Below are 20,013 nucleotides of genomic sequence, written 5' to 3'. Positions count from 1 at the left end.
CGGGCCTCGCGGCGGCGCTCACTCCGCGGTCAGCGGCTTGGCGATGTGTTCGAGCGACTGCTGCTCGGCCCGTACGCCGAAGGCCAGCTCGGCGACGCCGCCGAGCGCCATGGCGGCGGCCCCGATGAAGAAGCCGACGGCGACGAGGGTCGTGCTCCCGGTGGCGATGAACCCGCCGAACAGCAGCGGCCCCGTTATGCCGCCGATGCCCGTGCCCACGGCGTAGAAGAGGGCGATCGCCAGCGCCCTGGTCTCCATGGGGAAGATCTCGCTGACGGTGAGATAGGCCGAGCTGGCCCCCGCCGACGCCACGAAGAACGTGAGGGCGACCATCGCGACGAACGACACGGCGGTCAGCCCGCCGGTCATCAGGAGCCCGGCGAGCACCGCGGCGAGCACGGCCGAGCCGAGGTAGGTCCCCGAGATCATCGGCACGCGTCCGACCGTGTCGAACAGCCGCCCGAGCAGGAGCGGCCCGAGGAAGTTGCCGAACGCGAAGACCACCATGAAGTACGGCACGGCCCCGGAGGCGACGCCGAAGAACGTGTGCAGCATCGTGCCGAGGTCGAACGTGACGGCGTTGTAGAGGAACGCCTGCCCGATGAACAGGGCGAGCCCCAGGACGGTCCGCCGCGGGTAGCGCCTGATCGCGACCTCGGCGATGTCCCGGAACGGGATCGCGCGGCGCTGCCGCACGGTGATGCTGCCGTGGGGCGGGGCGAGCTCGCGTCCGCTCTCGGCGCGGACCTCGGTCTCGATGGCGCCGACGATGCGTTCGGCCTCCTGCTCGCGGCCGTGGATGAACAACCAGCGGGGGCTCTCGGGGACGTGCCGGCGCACGACCATGATGCCGATGCCGAGGAGGCCGCCGACGCCGAAGGCGAGCCGCCACCCGATGGCGGCGGGTAACAGCGCGGACAGCAGCAGCAGGGCGGCGGCGCTGCCGAGCGCGGACCCGGCCCAGAAGCTGCCGTTGATGGTGAGGTCGACCTGGCCGCGGTTGCGGGCCGGGATGAGCTCGTCGATCGCCGAGTTGATGGCCGCGTACTCTCCCCCGATGCCCATTCCGGTGAGGAACCGGAACAGGAACAGGTACCACGGGGCGAAGGAGAAGGCGGTGGCCACGGTCGCGACGACGTACAGCGCGAGCGTGATCATGAACAGTTTCTTGCGGCCGTAGCGGTCGGTGAGCTGGCCGAAGACCAGGGCTCCCGCGCAGGCTCCGGCCACGTAGACGGCGGCGGCGGTGCCGATGTCGGCGGCGGTGAGGTCGATGCCGCTGCCCGGTTCCGTCATGCGGGGGGCGATGGCGCCGACGATGGTCACTTCGATGCCGTCGAGGATCCACACCGTTCCCAGGCCGACGACGATCCGCCAGTGGAAGCGCGACCAGGGCAGCCGGTCCAGGCGGGCCGGGATGGCGGTGCGAACGACCTTGAGCTGCTCTGCTCCCATCGGCGCCGCTCCCCCGCTCGGCCGGCGCTCGTGGGCGCGGCCGTGTCCGCTTCCGTGACGTTGCGTCCGCGTGTGTCGGTGTCCGCGGCCTTCCCGGCCGTACGGCGACGCGCCGGAAGGCGTGTCATCCAGCCTCTCCGGGCAGGCAGGGCGGGCGCATCCCTCGATCGGGTAGTCCTACGGGCGGCCGCGCGGTTGTCGGTGGCGCGGGATACGGTGTGGATCATGCTTCCGGCTCGGTTGAACCGCATCACGGTGGAAGAGGCCGCGGATCGCTACGTGGAACTGGTCCGCGCCAAGACGCTGACCGGGGCGCTGTCCCCCGCCACCGCCGAGGTGTACGCGCGGGACGTCGCCACGTTCGCGCGGCTGGCGGGCCCCGACCGGGTGCTGGACGATCTGACCGGTGAGGACGTGGACGCCGTGTTGCTGGCGTTCGCGCGTAAACCGGACGAGCGGCGGCGCTCCCGCGCGGCGGACGCGCCGGGTTCCCCGGGCGCCGCGGGTCCGGGTGCGGGTCCGGGTGCGGGGACGCAGAGCGCGGCGTCGCAGGGGCGGTTCCGCCGTTCGGTGTCCGCGCTGTTCAAGCACGCGGCGCTGGCGGGCTGGGTGCAGCTCAACCCGATGGCGGCGACGACGGTGACCGCGCGGGAGCGCGGCGGGCTGCGGCCGGAGCGGCGGGCGCTCACCAAGGAGCAGGCGGAGGGGCTGATCGGGGCGGCGCGTTCCCCCGTGGAGGAGCCGCCCCGCCGCCGGGACCAGCGGACCGACGCCCGTGACGCGTTGATCGTGCTGCTGCTGGCGACGGTCGGGCCCCGGGTGTCGGAGCTGGTACGCGCGAATGTGGAGGATTTCTACACCAACGACGGCGTGCGCTACTGGCGGATCTTCGGCAAGGGCGGCCGGACGCGGGACGTCCCGCTTCCCCGTGACGTGGCTGAGGCGTTCGACGCCTATGTCGAGGCGCGGGCGGCGAGTCGAGAGGAGAAGGCGCTGCTGCTGTCGTGGCGGGGCAGGCGGCTGGCCCGCGGCGACGTGCAGGGGGTGATCGACCGGGTGCGGCGGCGGGTGGAGCCGGGGCGGCGGCGTGAGGTGACGCCCCACGGGCTGCGGCACACGACCGCGACGCACCTGCTCGCCGACGGCACGGACATGGACGCGGTGCGGCGGGTGCTGGGGCACAGCGACCTGTCGACGCTCGGGCGGTATCGCGACGAGCTCCCCGGGGAGCTGGAGGTGGCGATGCGGGCGCATCCCCTGCTGCGCGGCCGCCGTCCCGGTGGAGACGGCCCCGCGGCAGGCCCGTCCGGCGGCCCTGCGGACGGCGGGAGCGGCTCAATGGACGGCCCAGTGGACGCGGGCGGCATGGCGGGAGGCCAGACCTCGGCTTGACCCCCTGCCGCGCGCCGGAAGGCTCCCCCGCAGGGTCCGATGCCGTCGTGCGTGGTGAGGCAGGTGAGCGGACCGGTCAGGAATCGAGAAGCGCGGGTCACGGAGCGGCACCTAGCGTTGCCGCCATGGATCTCACCATTCACTGGACCTTCCTTCCGCATGACGACCCGGACGCCTCCCTGGCCTTCTATCGCGACATCCTCGGCTTCGAGGTCCGAAGCGACGTCGGGAACGGCAAGATGCGCTGGCTGACGATCGGCCCGGCCGGGCGACCCGGCACGTCCATCGTCCTGCACCCGCCGGCGGCCGATCCCGGCATCACCGAGGAGGAGCGCCGCATGATCGCCGAGATGATGGCCAAGGGCACCTACGCCCGCGTCGTCCTGGCCACCTCCGATCTGGACGGCGTCTTCACCCGGGTGCAGGCCGGCGGGGCCGAGGTCGTGCAGGAGCCGATCACGCAGCCGTACGGAATCCGCGACTGCGCCTTCCGCGATCCCGCGGGCAACCAGGTCCGCATCCAGCAGTTGCCCTGAGCCGTCCGGCGATGCTGCCGTGACCTGGCGCCGGCGGGTGTTTCCACGCGCGGCGCGTGAACGCGACGACGGCCACGCGACGAAGGAGAAATGATCATTAGCTTCATCGTCAACGCCGTCCTCCTCTCGGGCGGCGGCGTCGACAGGGCGGAGAAGTTCCGCGAGCTCCGCGACAAGGGGCGCGGCGGCCCGCCCCAGGTGGAGCGAAGCGGCACGTACGATTCGCAGGTGACCAGCAGCAGACCCGCCGCGCCGCACCTGCGCGACCTCGCGCGGCTGCGCCGTGTCCGCGACCGGATCGACCGGGAGTACGCGCAGCCGCTGGACGTCGAGGCGCTCGCCCGGGGCGTGCACATGTCGGCCGGGCACCTCAGCCGCCAGTTCCGGCTCGCGTACGGGGAATCGCCGTACGGCTACCTGATGACGCGGCGGATCGAGCGCGCGATGGCGCTGCTGCGCCGTGGCGACCTGAGCGTCACCGAGATCTGCTTCGCGGTCGGCTGCTCGTCGCTGGGCACCTTCAGCACCCGCTTCACCGAGCTGGTCGGCGTGCCGCCCAGCGTCTATCGGCGCGAGGCGGCGCGCGCGACGGCCGGGATGCCGTCGTGCGTGGCCACGCAGGTGACCCGGCCGGTCAGGACCACACCGCTCAGGAACCGGGAGGCGCCGGTCGCCGAGCCGGGCGCGGAGAGCGTCTGACACCTGCCGCCCCCAGCGCGCGGCAGTCAGGAACGGCAGGTCGGGCACGGTCGGGCACGGTCGGGCACGGTCGGGCACGACCTAGCATGACGGCCATGGAAATCACCATCCACTCGGCCTTCCTCCCGCATGACGACGCGGACGCGGCCCTCGCCTTCTATCGCGACACCCTCGGCTTCGAGGTCCGGGGCGACGTCGGATACAACGGGATGCGCTGGATCACCGTCGGCCCCGTCAACCAGCCCGGCACGTCCATCGTCCTGCACCCGCCGGCCGCCGGCCCCGGCATCACCGAGGACGAGCGCCGCACCGTCACCGAGATGATGGCCAAGGGCACCTACGGCATCATCACGCTGGCCGCCACCGACCTCGACGCCACCTTCGAGCGGCTGCGGGCCGGCGACGCCGAAGTCGTGCAGGAGCCGACCGAGCAGCCGTACGGCGTTCGCGACTGCGCCGTCCGCGATCCCGCCGGCAACCTGATCCGCATCAACGAGATCCGCTGAGGCGTCCTCACCAGGTCGGCAGGAGGCCGTCGCCGCGCCCGCGCCGACGAAGGGGAACCGGAAGTGTCGGCCGAAGCTGGTTAGATCGAGGCCGGCGACGCCGAGGGAGACCGTGCAGGCGGTCCCGACCCAACAGATGGAGACACGATGAGCATGGCCACGAGGACGGGCGAGACGCAGTCGCCCGCGCCGCACGTTGCCGACAGCCACGATCTGATCCGCGTGCAGGGCGCGCGCGAGAACAACCTCAAGGACGTCAGCGTCGAGATCCCGAAACGCCGGCTGACGGTGTTCACCGGCGTGTCCGGCTCGGGCAAGAGCTCGCTGGTGTTCGGCACGATCGCCGCGGAGTCGCAACGGCTGATCAACGAGACCTACAGCGCGTTCGTGCAGGGCTTCATGCCGACGCTGGCGCGGCCGGAGGTCGACCTGCTGGAAGGGCTGACGACGGCCATCATCGTCGATCAGGAGCGGATGGGCGCCAACTCCCGTTCCACCGTCGGCACCGCCACCGACGCCAACGCGATGTTGCGGATCGTCTTCAGCCGGCTCGGCGAGCCGAGCGCCGGGCCGTCGTTCCACTACAGCTTCAACGTGCCCGCCGGCGCGTGCCCGCGCTGCGAGGGCATGGGCAGCGTGACCGACATCGACCTGGCCCACATCTACGACGCGAGCAAGTCGCTCTCCGAGGGTGCGATCACCGTCCCCGGCTACAGCGTGGACGGCTGGTACGGCCGGATCTTCACCGGCTGCGGCTTCTTCGACCCGGACAAGCCGATCAGCACGTTCACCAAGAAGGAGCTGGAGGACCTCCTCTACAAGGAACCGACCAAGATCAAGGTCGACGGCATCAACCTGACGTACGAGGGCCTGATCCCGAAGGTCCAGAAGTCGTTCCTCTCCAAGGACCGGGAGGCGCTGCAGCCGCACATCCGGGCGTTCGTGGACCGGGCGGTCACCTTCACCGCCTGCCCGGAGTGCGGCGGCGCGCGGCTCAACGAGGCGGCCCGGTCGTCGCGGATCGGCGGGATCAACATCGCCGACGCCTGCGCGATGCAGATCAGCGACCTGGCCGAGTGGGTGCGCGGCCTGGACGAGCCGTCGGTGGCGCCGCTGCTCGGCACCCTGCAGCGCACGCTCGACTCGTTCGTGGAGATCGGACTGGGCTACCTCTCGCTCGACCGGCCCTCGGGCACGCTGTCGGGCGGCGAGGCGCAGCGCACCAAGATGATCCGCCACCTCGGCTCCTCGCTCACCGACGTCACCTACGTCTTCGACGAGCCCACCACGGGCCTGCACCCCCATGACATCCAGCGGATGAACGACCTGCTGCTGCGGCTGCGGGACAAGGGCAACACGGTGCTCGTCGTGGAGCACAAGCCGGAGATGATCACGATCGCCGACCATGTCGTCGACCTCGGCCCCGGCGCCGGTTCGGCGGGCGGCGCCGTGTGCTTCGAGGGCACCGTCGAGGGGCTGCGGGCCGCCGGCACCCTCACCGGCCGCCATCTCGACGACCGGGCCGCCCTCAAGGAGAGCGTGCGCACGCCCACCGGCACGCTGGAGATCCGCGGCGCGACGTCGCACAACCTGCGCGACGTCGACGTCGACATCCCGCTCGGGGTGCTCGTCGTCGTCACCGGCGTCGCCGGCTCCGGCAAGAGCTCACTCGTACACGGGTCGATCCCCGCCGGCGCGGGCGTGGTGTCGATCGACCAGGGCGCGATCCGCGGCTCGCGACGGAGCAACCCGGCGACGTACACCGGGCTGCTCGACCCGATCCGCAAGGCGTTCGCGAAGGCCAACGGCGTGAAGCCCGCGCTGTTCAGCGCCAACTCCGAGGGCGCCTGCCCCAACTGCAACGGCGCCGGCGTCATCTACACGGACCTGGCGATGATGGCCGGTGTCGCCACCACCTGCGAAGAGTGCGAGGGGAAGCGGTTCCAGGCGTCGGTGCTGGAGTACCACCTGGGCGGCCGCGACATCAGCGAGGTGCTCGCGATGTCGGTGACCGAGGCCGAGGCGTTCTTCGGCGCGGGCGAGGCGCGCACCCCGGCCGCGCACGCCATCCTCGCCCGGCTCGCCGACGTGGGGCTCGGCTACCTCAGCCTCGGACAGCCGCTCACCACGCTGTCCGGCGGCGAGCGGCAGCGCCTCAAGCTGGCCACCCACATGGCCGAGAAGGGCGGCGTCTACGTCCTGGACGAGCCGACGACCGGCCTGCACCTCGCCGACGTCGAGCAGTTGCTCGGCCTGCTCGACCGGCTCGTCGACTCCGGCAAGTCGGTCATCGTGATCGAGCACCACCAGGCGGTCATGGCGCACGCCGACTGGATCATCGACCTCGGTCCCGGCGCGGGCCACGACGGCGGCCGGATCGTCTTCGAGGGCACGCCCGCCGACCTCGTCGCCGCCCGCTCCACCCTCACCGGTGAGCACCTCGCGGCCTACGTCGGCGCCTGACCGAGGCCCTCGCGGACACCGTGGGACGAGTCCTGTCACCTGTCCGGACTCGTCCCACCCCGGGAGGATCGAGCGCCCGCGCCGATCGCCTCGGGCCTCCTGCGGCCGACCGGTCGAGCACGACCGCCCCGCGAGACAACGTCGTCGGCCGCGACCGGCCTCGTCACGGCGACTCCGCCGGCCTCGGGTGTCAGAGGCGATCCCGCAACGGGATCATCAGATGGGTGACCAGCCGCTCCGGTGGCGTGACCGAGGGATCGTCGACGTAGACCTCGCGCAGCGGCCCGGCGGGCAGGTGGCCGCGTTCGGCGCACCAGGCCAGCAGGGAATGCGCGGTGAGCCCGATCTGGTCGTACGGCCCCACGTGGGTGGCGCGGGCGAACACGCCGCCGGGCAGGATGTCCGGCCACGTCCCCGGGGGCAGGTCGTCCCACGCCCCGGCCGTGTCCGGGCCCTCCCACGCCGCACGTCCGGCGCCCGCCGTCGTCTCCTCCGGCTCGTGCGCCGGTCCGCCGGGAGCCACGCCACGCCGCTGCACGTCGGCCCGCCCGGGACGCTCCGGAAGCACGACCGCGATTGTGATCGGGATGGTGTCCTCGAAGTCCACTGGAAACAGGCCGACGAGCCGCACCGGCCCGACCTCCCCCGCCGACGGCGCTCCTGTCCTGGAAGCCCCGGGCGCGGGGGGCTGAGACGCGGCGGACCGGGACGCCCACAGCGCCGACACCAGCCGGGCGACGCAGGCCGAGGTGACCTTGCCGATGTCCTCCGGCGAGGCGGCGACATCACGCAGCATCGCCACCCGGCGCGGCGGCTCGGACACCACACCCACCTCGGGGGTGGGCAGGCCGTCCTCGAGGATGCGTTCCAGGGTCCGCAGCGTCCGGCGGCGGCGCGCCAGCTCGGCCTCCAGATCGTCGCGTACGCGGGCGAGCGCGGCGGCGGCCCTCCGGTCCCCCGCCCCCATCCCGACCACCGGCTCGGCCGGATCCGGTTCGTCCGGCGCGTACGCCATGGACTCGATCACCGTCGCCACCACGGCCAGCGGCACGTCGAGCGAGCGCAGCAGCCCGATGGACAGAGCCGCCCGCGCCTGCCCCGCCCGGTAGTAGCGGTAGCCGCTGTCCGGATCGATCCACGCGGGCGGCAGCAGCCCGAGATCGGCGTAGTTGCGCAGTTGCTTGACGCTGAGCCGGGCCAGCCGCGCGAACTGCCCGATGGACAGCAGGTCGTCGTTCACACGCCCCAGCATGGCCTCTCCCCCGGGGGAAGAGTCCACCGCACCCCCGCCGCCCCCGATCACCCCCGCCACCGCCCCGCGGTGCAGTACCTTCGGCTCCGAGATCACATGCCAGGAAAGATCGGGTCGCGGCGGTTCGCCGGACTCCGGACCCCGCCGGGCGCCGCCACGGGCGACCCGCCGCCGGTCCGGGCCCGATCCGCCGAAACCCGGACGCGAGGATGAACTCATGATCAGAGCGGTGCTCTTCGACCTCGACGAGACCCTTTTCGACCACCGCGCCGCGGTCGCCCACGCCGCCACCGCCTGGACCCGTACGCTCGTGCCCGGCCACGAGCCGCCCGCCGGCGTCCTCGCCCTGTGGCTGGACCTCGAGCGGCGGCACCTGCCCGCCTGGCACGCCAGCGAATGCTCCTTCGCCGAACAGCGCCGCAGACGGCTCCGCGACTTCTGCGGCCGCCTCCGCCTGCCCCTCCCCGCCGATCTCGACGCGGCCTACGCGGAGTTCCTCGTGCACTACGAGACGGCCTGGGCGGCGTTCCCCGACGCCGCCGACACGGTGGACGCCCTGTCCGGGCGCGGCCTCACCCTCGGCGTCCTCACCAACGGCGAGCCCGTGCAGCAGGAGGCCAAGCTCCGCCGCATCGGCCTGATGGACCGCCTCGACCCCGTCCTCACCCCGGACGCGCTTGGCGGCGCCTTCAAACCCGCCCCCGAGTGCTACCTGGCCGCCGCCGCCAAGCTCGGACTGCGCCCGACCGAGATCCTCCTCGTCGGAGACGACCGCGAACGCGACGCGATCGGGCCGGCCCGGGTCGGCATGCGCGGCGTCTGGCTCGACCGGCACGGCACCGGCCACACCGGCGGGCCGCCCACGCCGCCGCGCATCACCTCGCTGCGCGAGCTCCCCGCCCTGCTCACCTGACGCTGCTCACCTGACGCTGCTCACCTGACGCTGCTCACCTGACGCTGCTCGCCGGGCCCTGCTCGCCTGACCCCGGGCCCGGCGTCACAGCCCGCCGACCCGGTTCGCCGCCACCCGCCGCCGCGCGTACCCCATACGCTCGTACAGCCGCAGCGCCGATTCGTTCCAGTCGTCCACCATCAGCGCGGCCCGGCCGTGCCCGGCGAGCAGGGCCGCCGTCACGAACCGGCACACCCGCTCGGCCAGGCCCCGCCCCCGGGCGGACGCGGCCGTCGCCACCCCCGCCATGAGCCCCACCGTCGGCGCGGACCAGGCGTCGGCCGCGACCGCCACCAGCTCCCCCGACCCGTCCCGCACCCCGGCCCACCGCGACACCCGGGCGATGCCCGGAACGGCGTACGACGAGGGGTGGGCCAGGGCCAGCAGCCCGGCGACCTCCGGCTCGGCCCGCGGCGCCAGCCACCCGGCCTCCCCCTCCTCGCACGCCTCGTCGGAGGGCGCCGCGGCGGAGGGCGCGAGCGCCCGGGTGACCATCCACGAGAAACCGACCGCCTCGGTCAGCCCCTCGACCTCCGCCGACACCGCCGCCACCAGCTCGGCGTCCCCGAACGGCCGGTACGTCGGCCCCGCCTCCGCCAGCGCGTGCCGCAGGAGGGGGAGGGCGCAGGCCAGGCTCCCGCGGATCGCCAGCCGGTCGCGCCGCGACGCCCCCGGGCTCGCCACCGCGACCGCGTCACCCAGCGCCCAGGCCCGCACCCCGGGCCGCATCCCCTGCGCGGCCCACACGACCAGGTCGTCGTCCTCGCACGCCTCGACCACTTCGGCGACCGTGACCAGCTCGCGCGGCGTCCCGGCCCGTCCCCGCGACGCCACAGGGGACGCCACAGGGGACGCCACAGGGGACGACGCCGGAGCCGCCGGGACGGGGTCCCCGTCCGCCGTCACAGGATCGCGCCCGGCACGTACGCGGCCGCCTCCGGGTAACGCGCCGCGACCTCGCCCACCCGCTCGACCACCGCCGCCACCTGCCCCGACGCGGCGCCGGTGAACGAGATCCGGTCGGCCAGCAGCGCGTCCAGCCGCTCCCGATCCAGCGGGAACCGCTCGTCGGCCGCCAGCCGGTCCAGCAGCGCGTTCGCCGACCCCTGCGACCGCATCGCCAGCGCCGACGCCACCGCGTGCTCCTTGATCAGCTCGTGCCCGGTCTCCCGGCCGACCCCCGCGCGCACCGCCGCCATCAGCATCTTCGTCGTGCCCAGGAACGGCAGGTACCGGTCCAGCTCCGCCTCGACCACCGCCGGGAACGCGCCGAACTCGTCCAGCACCGTCAGCATCGTCTCCACCAGCCCGTCGAACGCGAAGAACGCGTCCGGCAGCGCCACCCGGCGCACGACCGAGCAGGACACGTCCCCCTCGTTCCACTGGTCCCCGGCCAGCTCACCCGCCATCGACGCGTACCCGCGCAGGATCACCGTCAGCCCGTTCACCCGCTCGCACGACCGCGTGTTCATCTTGTGCGGCATCGCGGAGGACCCGACCTGGCCCTCCTTGAACCCCTCCGTCACCAGCTCGTGCCCGGCCATCAGCCGGATCGTCTTGGCCAGCGACGACGGCGCCGCCGCGAGCTGCACCAGCGCCGACAACACGTCGTAGTCCAGCGACCGCGGATACACCTGGCCCACGCTGGTGAACCGGTGCGCGAACCCCAGATGCGCGGCGACCCGGTCCTCCAGCTCCGCGAGCCTCTCCTGCGACCCCAGCAGGTCCAGCATGTCCTGCGCGGTCCCGACCGGCCCCTTGATCCCGCGCAGCGGATACCGCCCGATCAGGTCCTCCAGCCGCCCGAACGCCACCAGCAGCTCGTCGGCGGCCGTCGCGAACCGCTTGCCCAGCGTCGTCGCCTGCGCGGCCACGTTGTGCGACCGCCCCGCCATCACCAGCTCCGAGTGCCGCGCCGCGAGCCGGGCCAGCCGCGACAGCAGCGCCACCGTCCGCGCCCGCACCAGCAGCAGGCTCTCGCGCACCTGCAACTGCTCGACGTTCTCGGTCAGGTCACGCGAGGTCATCCCCTTGTGCACCTGCTCATGCCCGGCCAGCGCGTTGAACTCCTCGATGCGCGCCTTCACGTCGTGCCGGGTGACCCGCTCACGCGCGGCGATCGAGCCGAGATCGACCTGCTCGACCACCTTCTCGTAGTCGGTCACCGCCCCGGCCGGCACCTCCACCCCGAGGTCGGCCTGCGCCTTCAGCACGGCCAGCCACAACCGGCGCTCAAGCACCACCTTGTGTTCGGGAGACCACAGACGGGCCAGCTCCGCGGAGGCGTAGCGGGAGGCCAGGACATTCGGGATACGCGGCTTGTCACTCACGTTGCCCCAGTTTATTGATGCCCCCCGCGTACGGCTCGCGCCGGTCCCCCCTCCCGGGAGAACCGGCGCGAAACACGTGACCGGACTACGCCGACGGCGCCAGCGCGTCCTTGTCGTACACCTTCACATCCGCCTCCGGCCGCTCCTTCGGCGTGCGGCGCATCCGCTCCTTCGTCCGCTCCACCATCGTGTACAGCGTCGGCACCAGCACCAGCGTCAGCAGCGTCGAGGAGATCAACCCGCCGATCACCACGATCGCCAGCGGCTGCGAGATGAACCCACCCGACCCGGTGACCCCCAACGCCATCGGCGTCAGCGCGCAGATCGTCGCGATCGCGGTCATCAGGATCGGCCGCAGACGCCGCCGGCCGCCCTCCAGGACCGCCTCCACGATCCCCAGCCCCTGCTCCCGGTACTGGTTGATCAGGTCGATCAGCACGATCGCGTTCGTCACGACGATGCCGATCAGCATCAGCATGCCGATCAGCGCCGGAACGCCCAGCGCCGTGTCCGTCACCAGCAGCAGCCCGATCGCGCCCGTCGCCGCGAACGGGATCGACACCAGCAGGATCAGCGGCTGCACGAAACTCCGGAACGTCGCCACCATGATCATGAACACGATGGCCACCGCCAGCATCATCGCCAGCCCCAGGTCCGCGAACGCCTTCTCCTGGTCCGCGCTCGCGCCGCCGATCTCGTACGACACGCCCGCCGGCAGCTTCACCCCGTCCAGGGTCTCCTTCACCTTCGCCGTGATCGCGCCCAGGTCGGCCGCCTCCGCCTTGCCCGCCACCGTCGCCGTGCGGTCGCCGTTCTGGCGGGTGATCTGCGTCGGCCCGTCCGCCCGGACCACGTCCGCCACCGAGCTCAGCTTCACCAGCCCCGACGCCGTCGGCAGCGTGATCTTCTCGATCGCCGCGAGACTCGCCGGAGCGTCACCCGTCCGCAGCACGATGTCGCTGGAGCGCCCGTCCAGGCTGATCGCCCCCAGCGGCGCGCCGCGGAACGCCTGCGCGACGAACTGGCCGACCGCCGCCTCACTCAGCCCCTTCGCGGCGGCCTTCTCCCGGTCCACGTGAACCTCGATCCGGGGCGCGCTGTCCTCCAGGTTCGAGGTGACGTCCCGCAACCCGTCGATCCCGGACATCGCCTCCCGCACGGCGGTCGCCGCCGTACGCAGCTCACCCGTGTCCACGCCCTGCAGGATCACCTGCACCTGGTCGGCGGCGAACCCGCCGTCCGAGCCGCCCACCGTGATCTCCCCGGCGCCGGACAGGCTCGTCAGCCGGTCACGCAGCGACTCCTGGAACGCTGAGGCGTCCACGCCGTCGGCCATCGTCACCGAGTACGACGCCCGGTCGGCGCTGCCGCCGAGCCCGCCCATGAACTGGCTGCCGCCGCCCACCGTCACCTGGTACGACTCGATCTGCGAGAACTCCCCGAACACCGCCTCGACCTTCTTGGCCGCCGCGTCCGTGGTCGCCAGCGCCGTCCCCACGGGCATCCGCTGCGTGACCTGGATCGAGTCGTTGCCCGAGGCGTCCAGGAAGTTCGTCTTCAGGTTCGGCACCAGCGCCATCGTCCCGGCGAACACCACCAGCCCGATCACCAGCGTCACCAGCCGCCGCCGCGTCGCGAACCGCAGAACAGGCAGGTACATCCGCTGCAGCGGGCTGCGCAGCTCGCGCAGCTCCGCCTCCTCCCGCACGGCCTCCGCCTCCGCGGGCGACAGCGCCGGAGCCTTCAGGAACCAGAACGCCAGCACCGGGATCACCGTCAGCGACACCACCAGCGACGCCAGCAGCGCCACCGTCACGGTCACCGCGAACGGGCTGAAGAGCTGCCCCACCATGCCGCCCACGAACGCGATCGGCAGGAACACCGCGACCGTCGTCAGCGTGGACGCCGTCACCGCTCCCGCCACCTCACGCACCGCGGTCAGGATCGCCCGCCGCTTGCTCTCGCCGTAGCCGAGGTGCCGCTTGATGTTCTCCAGCACCACGATCGAGTCGTCGACCACCCGGCCGACGGCGATCGTCAACGCGCCCAGCGTCAGCATGTTCAGCGAGTAGTCGCCCACCCACAACGCGATCAGCGCCATCACGACCGACAGCGGGATCGACACCGCCGTCACGATCGTGGACCGCACCGACAGCAGGAACACCAGGATCACCAGCACCGCGAACGCCAGGCCGAGCAGACCCTCGGTCGTCAGGTCCTCGATCGACCGCTCCACGTACGGCGCCTGGTCGAACACCACCGTCAGCTCCGAGGCGTCCCCGACCGCGCGGGTCAGCTCCGGCAGCACGGCCCGCACGTCGTGCGAGATCCGCACCGCGTTGCCGTCCGGCTTCATCGTGATCGACACGCCCAGGCTCGGCTTCCCGTTCGTACGGGTCAGCGTGGTCGCGTCCGCGTCCTTCACCGCGATGTCGGCGACGTCGCCCAGCCTGACCGGCTTCGGCGCCGCCGGCCTGACCGCGACCTGGGCGCGGCCGGGCACCTGCCCGCCGGCGGCCCCCGCCGCCGAACCCGTACGGCCACCGGCTCCGGTGGCGCCCGCCGAACCCGCGGCGCCGCCGGCCGCCTGCGGGGCGGCCGGGGCCAGGTACAGGTTCTTCAGGTCCTCGACCGTCTCGATGCGGTCCCCGACCTGCACCGTCAGCGTCCGGTCCTTCTCCGTGACCGCGCCCGCGGGGATCGCCACCCCGTTCGTGCGCAGCAACTCGGGGATCGACGCCGCCGAAAGGCCGCGCATCGCGAGCTTCACCTGGTCCGGCGTGATCACGACCTGCTTCTCGCGCGCCCCGGAGACCGACGCGTCGCGGACACCGTCGATGCCGCGCAGCCGGGGCACCATGACCCGCTCGAGCCGGTCGAACATCGTGTGCTGGTCGCCCGCGTCACCCACCGCGATCACCATCACCGGGATGTCGTCGGTGCTCCCCGCGATCACCTGGGGATCGACGCCGGAGGGCAGCCGGGAGCCGATCCGCCCCACGGCCTGCTGCATCTTGGCCACGGCCGCGTCGATGTCGGTGCCATACTCGAACGCGACCTGAACCTGCGCCAGGCCCTCCTTGGACGTCGAGGTGATGTCGGTGGCGCCCGCGATGCCCTGGAAGCTGTTCTCGATCGGCTTGGTGACCTGTTCCTCGACGATCTCCGGTGACGCGCCGGGATAGGCCGCCACCACGAACGCCCCGGGGAAGCTCAGGGACGGGAACAGTTGCTGCTTGAGAGAGGGGATCGCGAAGGCGCCGAGCGCGCTGAGCACGACCGCGACCATCATCACGAGTGTGCGGTTGCCCAGGCTCAGGCGAGCCAGGAAGGTCATCTGGCGAAGCTCCTTCACGGATGATCAGGGGAAACTATTCGCCCCACCCTAACACTTCGCCTAACGCGAACAATTCGCCTTAGCATTAATGACTGGTAACCTGACTCGCCGGGAGCGAGAGGTGAACGTGAGCGACAACGAGGCGACAGGCCAGGCCGGCGACGAGCGCGACGAGCGCCACGACCTGATCGACCGGCTCACCCAACTGCAACGGACCCTCGGCCGCGTCCTCGCCCACGACCGCTCCACCCCGCTGCTCGCCTCCAGCCTCACCATGCAGCAGCTCAAGGTCGTCATGATGATCTTCTTCCGCGACGCCTCCTCCGGCCAGCACCTCGCCAGAGCGCTCGGCACCGGACTCGGCACCGTCACCGGCATCGTCGACCGCCTCGTCGCCCAGGGCCTCGTCACCCGCCGCGAGGACCCCGCCGACCGCCGCGTCCGCCTCGTCGAACTGACCACCCGCGGCCGCCTTCTCGCCGAAGAGCTCATCGACGCCGGCACGTCCAGCTACATGTGCCTGCTCAGCCGGCTCGACACCGAGACCCTGCACGCCCTCGAACACGTGATGACCAAACTCCACGCCGCCGCCGACGAGATGCTGGCCGAAAGCCGCCGATCCGCGCACTGAACCGGCACCCGGGCACGCTCCTCAACTGACGGAAGATGACCGCGCGACCCCACCATGCCGCCCCCGGCGATGCCCGCGTCACCGTCCAGGAAGAGCGGGTCGCGGAAGTCGACCGGCACGTAGTAGCCGTCGCGGTCGAAGTGGCAGAGCAGATGCGGTCCCCGCCCGACAGCAAAGATAGGATGATCCGCTATGTCGTCCTACGTCGGGGAACTCTTCTCCCTCCACGGCCGCACCGCCCTCGTCACCGGCGGCAGCTCCGGCATCGGACAGGCCATCGCCACGGCCCTCGGCCGCGCCGGCGCCGCCGTCGTCATCGTCGCCCGCCGCCCCGCCGAACTCGCCGCAGCCGTACGAACCCTCCAGGAACAGGGCGTTCGCGCCGCGGCCGTCAGCGCCGACCTCGGCGACCGGGCCGACGTCGCCCGCGTCTGCGCCGAGGCCCCACGGCACTTCGGCGACATCGACATCCTCGTCAACGACGCCGCCAACAACATCCGCCGCCCGATGGGCGACCTCACCACCGACGACTACGACCGCACCATCGCCGTCAACCTCACCGCGCCGTACCTCCTCGGCCAGCACTTCGGCCCCCGCATGGCGGCCCGAGGCCACGGCCGCATCATCAACATCGGATCCCAGCAGTCCATCAGCGCCTTCGGCGACAGCGGAGCCTACGGCGTCTCCAAAGCCGCCGTCTGCGGCCTCACCCGCTCACAGGCCGAGGCCTGGTCCGCGCACGGCGTCACCAGCAACACGATCATCCCCGGCTTCGTGCTCACCCCGCTCACCGCCCCCGCCCAGGCCGTCCCCGGCCGCGTCGAAGCGCTCGCCGCCCGATCGATGACCGGCCGCAACGGCGTGCCGGACGACTTCGCCGGCATCGCCGTCTTCCTCGCCGGCGACGCCTCCGCCTACGTCACCGGCCAGGCCATCTGCGTCGACGGCGGGTTCAGCGTCCACTGACCCGGCCGCGCCGGCCACCACCCCGCCGCGGAGCCGCGCCCTCGCGCCAGTGCGCCGGGCGCGTCAGCTCCCCCGGCAGCCTGGTCGCGCCGTCCCCCCTCGCCGCGTTCACCTGCGCCTGCGTGAGGAAGACGCTCCCGGTCAGATCGGCGCCGCTCAGGTCCGCGTCCCGCAGGTCCGCCCCGATCAGATCGGCCACCCGCAGATCGGCCCCCGCGAGGTCGGCCGCGATCAGATACGCCCCCCGCAGGTTGGCGCCGCGCAGATCCGCGCCCCTGAGCCTGGCCCCGATCAGATCGGCGCCCCTGTGGTTCTTCCTGGGACCGGGAGCCGCCGCCCGCACCAGCTCGCTCGCCCGCATCAGCAGCTCGTTCACGTCCCGGCGCACCGCCGCCACGTCCACCTCCGCCACCGCCTCGGCGCTGCCGAGCGTGAGCCGCTCGATGTCGTCCAGCGCCGTACGGAGGTCCCCGTGGACGGGGCGGGCCGGCGGCAGCGACAACGCCTCGTTCACGTACCAGAGCAGCTCGTGGAGCTGCCGCATCACGGCGAACACGTCGAACATCAGCCGCGCCGTGCCCGGGGCCCGCCGCCAGTCCCGCCCCTCGAAGGTGACCTGGGAGACCTTCTGCCCCGCGCCGAGGCAGTCGAAGACCGTGCATCCGGCGAAGCCCCGCTCCCGCAGATGCGCGTGGATCCCGCAGCGGAAGTCCTCCCGCAGGTTCGCGCACGGCCGGCCCGCGTCCTTGTCGACGGCGAAGTCGGCCGACTTGGCGAAGGGCAGCGCCACGCAGCACAGCCCGAAACAGGCGGCGCAGTCGGCGCGCAGGCCGAGCCGGCCGGCCTCTGAGGAAGCGTCGTGGTTCATCTGGGACAACGTGCGGGATCTCCTGCCGAGAAAGACGGGTAAGACATTCGCGGGTCCGCCCCCGCGGGCGCCATTCCCCATTCTCCCCGACCCGCCTGACCACCTGCCGCGTCGCGCCCGGACACCTACGGCCGGCGCGAGATCATCTGACCGCACGCGGAGCCAGAACGCTCGTTCCAGAACTCGGGCGGGAGAAGGAGCCCTTCGTCACGGCCCCCTACTCAGGACAGGGCCGCCAGCGCCTGCTCGGCGGCGTCGCGCAACCTGCCCGGCTCGGGATGCGCGCGGCCGAGGACGCGCATGCCCTGCATGACGACGAGAAGGAACCGGGCCAGGGCGCGAGGGTCCCTGTCACCCGGGATCTCGCCCTGCGCCCGCGCCCGGGTGAGCGCCGAGGCCAGCGCCGTCTCCAGGGTGTCCCAGCTCGCCTCGACCCCGCGGGCCGCCTGCGGATCGCGCGACATCACCTCCACCGCGGCGTTGACCACCATGCAGCCCCGCCTGCGCTCGTCGCGAAGGGACTCCTCGGCGTACGCCTCGACCAGGGCCCTCACGGCCGGGAGCGCCGGGCCGGGTTGCGACAGCGCCTCGACGAGCACGGGATCCCGGGTCTGCCGGTACCTCTCGAGCGCCTTCAGGTAGAGGTCGTGCTTGCCGCCGAAGGTCGCATAGATGCTCGCCCGCGCGATGCCCAGATGCTCCACCAGGTCGGCCATGGACGTCGCCTCGTAGCCCCGCTCCCAGAACAGCTCGAGCGCCTTCTGCAGGGCCGCGTCCGGATCGAACTCCTTGGTCCTCGCCACACCGCAGACCCTAGGCATTTCGAGATCGACCGGTCAAATTAGACCCGGCCGGTCTGCGCACAAGGCGCAGATCCGGAGCGAACCCAGGGAACTCCGTCCGCGGGGGATCGGGGGCGACATGACCCTACGGCGCAGAGGTCACGCCCCCCACGTGCCGCCCCCATTCCGGCTCAGGCGGTGACCCGGGCCATCACTATCCCGCCGACGATCAGGGCGAGCGCCACCATCCTGCCCACCGACACGGGATCGTCGTGGACGACGATGCCCAAGGTGATCGCCCCGACGGCGCCGATGCCGGTGAACACGGCGTACGCGGTGCCCACCGGCAGCCCGTTCATCGCACGCGACAGCAGCCACACGGCGGCGGCCATCAGCACCAGGCAGATCAGCGTGGGTAGCGGCCGGGTGAAGTTGTGCGTCGGCTTGATGCTCTGCGACCACGCCACCTCGACGAGCCCGGCGAGCATCAGGACCACCCAGTTCACCGGGCCGCCTCCTTGAGGGCCGCGGCCAGTGACTCCTCGTGCCGGTCACGCAGGTGCGCCAGCGCCGGATCGAGCCGGGCGTTGACCAGCTCCGCATGGATGAACGTCACGTCCTCGACCCTGAAGTGCCCCCGGAAGAAGTCCCGCAGGTAGCGCTCCTGGTGGTCGTACGGCTCGCGCGGCGTGCCCGGGCCGTACGCGCCGCCGCGGGCGCTCGCCACCACGAACGAGCGCCCCGCGAGCGACATCTTGGGGAAGGTGATCTGGTCGAGCCAGGCTTTCAGCGCCGAGGGGATCGAGTAGTTGTACATCGGCGTGCCGATCAGGATCACCTCCGCCGCGACCACCTCGTCGAGCAGCGGCTCCACGACGGCCCACGCCTGGCGCTGGTCGGGGGTGCGGACCGCCTCCCGGTAGCGCGAGATGTCGGTGATCTCGTGCTCCAGGATGTGGTCGCACAGCTCGGTCCACGCCTCGCCGATGTGCGGCACGGGTCGCGCGGCCAGGTCGCGATAGACGTAGCCGGCCTTCGGGTGGGCCGCCCGCCACGTCTCGGCGTACACGCCGGACAGCCTCCGCGAGAACGACGCCCGGCGGGCGCTGGCGTCCAGGTGCAGCAGCATGATCTCTCCTCGTCACAGCTATGTGGACACGGTGTCCAGATGAATATAACCGGACGGCGTGTCCAGATACAATCGGCGCATGGAGAGAGCCGACGCCGCCCGCAACCGCGCACGGATCCTCGAGGCGGCCGCGCTGCTGTTCGCGGAGCGACCCCCGCAGGACGTGACGATGGACGACATCGCCAGGAAGGCGGGAGTGGGCCGCGGCACGCTCTACCGCCGCTACCCCGACCGGGCCTCGATCGCCGTCGCACTGCTCGACGAACACGAGCGTGACCTGCAAGAACGCCTGCTGCGCGGCGAGCCGCCACTGGGCCCGGGAGCACCGCCCGCCGCGCGACTGGCCGCCTTCTACGCCGCCATGGTGCGCCTGCTGGAGGACCACTCCCACCTGGTGCTCGGCTCGGAGGTGGGCCGCTCCCGCTTCGAGACCGGCGCGTACGGCTTCTGGCGCGCCCACGTGCGCGCACTCCTGGTCGCCGCCGGCACCCCCGGCCCGGACGCCTTGGTCGACGTCCTGCTCGCCCCCCTCGCCCCCGAGGTGTACGGCTACCAGCGCACGGCGCTCGGCCTCACCCCGGACCAGATCACGGAGGCCCTGTCCAGGCTCACCAGGACCCTGGACCCGGCATCCCCGTGAGCCCGGTCCCGATGCCCCTCACCCTGCGGCGCGAAGACGGCTCGGCACGCCCGTGTTCTCCAGGTGAGGGGGGTT

The 20,013-nt window shown here is 72.3% G+C and carries 18 protein-coding genes and 1 pseudogene; 9 read left to right on the top strand and 10 right to left on the bottom strand.

Annotated elements, in window-relative coordinates; genetic code table 11:
- Positions 1 to 18: 18 nt before the first annotated feature.
- Entirely contained in the window at positions 19 to 1,455 is a 1,437-nt protein-coding gene (locus AWQ70_RS03140; protein ID WP_067169950.1) for an MFS transporter, read from the bottom strand.
- A gap of 225 nt (positions 1,456 to 1,680) precedes the next feature.
- On the opposite strand from AWQ70_RS03140, the gene AWQ70_RS03135 reads away from it, so the two are divergent.
- The 5 genes from AWQ70_RS03135 (at position 1,681) to AWQ70_RS03115 (ending at position 7,051) form a co-directional block, all read left to right on the top strand.
- Positions 1,681 to 2,847, top strand: a complete 1,167-nt coding sequence (locus AWQ70_RS03135; protein ID WP_084516511.1) for a tyrosine-type recombinase/integrase — start codon at positions 1,681 to 1,683, stop codon at positions 2,845 to 2,847.
- A gap of 125 nt (positions 2,848 to 2,972) precedes the next feature.
- Positions 2,973 to 3,383, top strand: coding sequence for a VOC family protein (locus tag AWQ70_RS03130; RefSeq protein ID WP_067169946.1), 411 nt, complete (start codon positions 2,973 to 2,975; stop codon positions 3,381 to 3,383).
- Positions 3,384 to 3,641: 258 nt separating this feature from the next.
- Positions 3,642 to 4,082, top strand: a complete 441-nt coding sequence (locus tag AWQ70_RS03125) for a helix-turn-helix transcriptional regulator (RefSeq protein WP_218004414.1) — start codon at positions 3,642 to 3,644, stop codon at positions 4,080 to 4,082.
- A gap of 95 nt (positions 4,083 to 4,177) precedes the next feature.
- Positions 4,178 to 4,588 carry a VOC family protein gene (locus AWQ70_RS03120; RefSeq protein ID WP_067170603.1) on the top strand — a complete coding sequence of 137 codons (411 nt, stop codon included), beginning with the start codon at positions 4,178 to 4,180 and terminating at the stop codon, positions 4,586 to 4,588.
- A gap of 147 nt (positions 4,589 to 4,735) precedes the next feature.
- The gene (locus AWQ70_RS03115; protein WP_067169942.1) at positions 4,736 to 7,051 is read left to right on the top strand and encodes an ATP-binding cassette domain-containing protein; all 2,316 of its coding nucleotides are present in this window, start codon (positions 4,736 to 4,738) and stop codon (positions 7,049 to 7,051) included.
- A 190-nt stretch (positions 7,052 to 7,241) separates the two neighbouring features.
- On the opposite strand, the gene AWQ70_RS41010 is transcribed toward AWQ70_RS03115, so the two are convergent.
- Positions 7,242 to 8,303, bottom strand: coding sequence for a MerR family transcriptional regulator (locus AWQ70_RS41010; RefSeq protein WP_067169940.1), 1,062 nt, complete (start codon positions 8,301 to 8,303; stop codon positions 7,242 to 7,244).
- Positions 8,304 to 8,520: 217 nt separating this feature from the next.
- Between AWQ70_RS41010 and AWQ70_RS03105 the strand changes: the two genes are divergently transcribed.
- Positions 8,521 to 9,216, top strand: a complete 696-nt coding sequence (locus tag AWQ70_RS03105) for an HAD family hydrolase (protein WP_067169937.1) — start codon at positions 8,521 to 8,523, stop codon at positions 9,214 to 9,216.
- A gap of 84 nt (positions 9,217 to 9,300) precedes the next feature.
- Here the strand turns inward: AWQ70_RS03105 and AWQ70_RS41895 are convergent, their stop codons facing one another.
- From AWQ70_RS41895 to AWQ70_RS03090, 3 genes are all read right to left on the bottom strand, one after another.
- A complete protein-coding gene (locus tag AWQ70_RS41895; RefSeq protein ID WP_218004391.1) occupies positions 9,301 to 10,101 on the bottom strand; it encodes a GNAT family N-acetyltransferase in 801 nt (266 codons plus the stop codon).
- A 56-nt stretch (positions 10,102 to 10,157) separates the two neighbouring features.
- Entirely contained in the window at positions 10,158 to 11,585 is a 1,428-nt protein-coding gene (gene purB, locus AWQ70_RS03095) for an adenylosuccinate lyase (protein WP_067169930.1), read from the bottom strand.
- An 85-nt stretch (positions 11,586 to 11,670) separates the two neighbouring features.
- Positions 11,671 to 14,922, bottom strand: coding sequence for an efflux RND transporter permease subunit (locus AWQ70_RS03090; protein ID WP_067169926.1), 3,252 nt, complete (start codon positions 14,920 to 14,922; stop codon positions 11,671 to 11,673).
- A gap of 121 nt (positions 14,923 to 15,043) precedes the next feature.
- On the opposite strand from AWQ70_RS03090, the gene AWQ70_RS03085 reads away from it, so the two are divergent.
- Positions 15,044 to 15,553 (top strand): MarR family winged helix-turn-helix transcriptional regulator, encoded by a 510-nt coding sequence (locus AWQ70_RS03085; protein WP_245646687.1) that lies wholly within the window; start codon positions 15,044 to 15,046, stop codon positions 15,551 to 15,553.
- A gap of 44 nt (positions 15,554 to 15,597) precedes the next feature.
- Here the strand turns inward: AWQ70_RS03085 and AWQ70_RS42600 are convergent.
- A pseudogene (locus AWQ70_RS42600) lies at positions 15,598 to 15,705 on the bottom strand (putative DNA-mimic protein); the annotation flags it as partial.
- Between the two features lie 40 nt (positions 15,706 to 15,745).
- Between AWQ70_RS42600 and AWQ70_RS03080 the strand changes: the two are divergent.
- Entirely contained in the window at positions 15,746 to 16,519 is a 774-nt protein-coding gene (locus AWQ70_RS03080) for an SDR family NAD(P)-dependent oxidoreductase (protein ID WP_067169923.1), read from the top strand.
- On the opposite strand, the gene AWQ70_RS03075 is transcribed toward AWQ70_RS03080, so the two are convergent.
- The 4 genes from AWQ70_RS03075 to AWQ70_RS03060 form a co-directional block, all read right to left on the bottom strand.
- Complete coding sequence (locus tag AWQ70_RS03075; protein ID WP_067169919.1) at positions 16,506 to 17,387, bottom strand: pentapeptide repeat-containing protein; 882 nt, start codon at positions 17,385 to 17,387, stop codon at positions 16,506 to 16,508. The two genes, AWQ70_RS03080 and AWQ70_RS03075, sit on opposite strands and share 14 nt — an antisense overlap.
- 221 nt (positions 17,388 to 17,608) lie before the next feature.
- Complete coding sequence (locus AWQ70_RS03070) at positions 17,609 to 18,190, bottom strand: TetR/AcrR family transcriptional regulator (RefSeq protein ID WP_067169916.1); 582 nt, start codon at positions 18,188 to 18,190, stop codon at positions 17,609 to 17,611.
- Between the two features lie 170 nt (positions 18,191 to 18,360).
- A complete protein-coding gene (locus AWQ70_RS03065; RefSeq protein WP_067169913.1) occupies positions 18,361 to 18,675 on the bottom strand; it encodes a DMT family transporter in 315 nt (104 codons plus the stop codon).
- On the bottom strand, positions 18,672 to 19,298 hold the full coding sequence (locus AWQ70_RS03060; protein WP_067169909.1) for an FMN-dependent NADH-azoreductase: 627 nt from the start codon (positions 19,296 to 19,298) through the stop codon (positions 18,672 to 18,674). The genes AWQ70_RS03065 and AWQ70_RS03060 overlap by 4 nt, the downstream gene beginning before the upstream one ends.
- Before the next feature lie 79 nt (positions 19,299 to 19,377).
- On the opposite strand from AWQ70_RS03060, the gene AWQ70_RS03055 reads away from it, so the two are divergent.
- A complete protein-coding gene (locus AWQ70_RS03055; protein ID WP_067169906.1) occupies positions 19,378 to 19,938 on the top strand; it encodes a TetR/AcrR family transcriptional regulator in 561 nt (186 codons plus the stop codon).
- Positions 19,939 to 20,013 lie beyond the last annotated feature (75 nt).

It is taken from the genome of Microtetraspora niveoalba, assembly GCF_001570405.1.
Classification (GTDB): domain Bacteria; phylum Actinomycetota; class Actinomycetes; order Streptosporangiales; family Streptosporangiaceae; genus Microtetraspora; species Microtetraspora niveoalba.
Note: the sequence above shows the minus strand (reverse complement) of the source record. Positions and strands in the feature narration are given on the sequence as shown.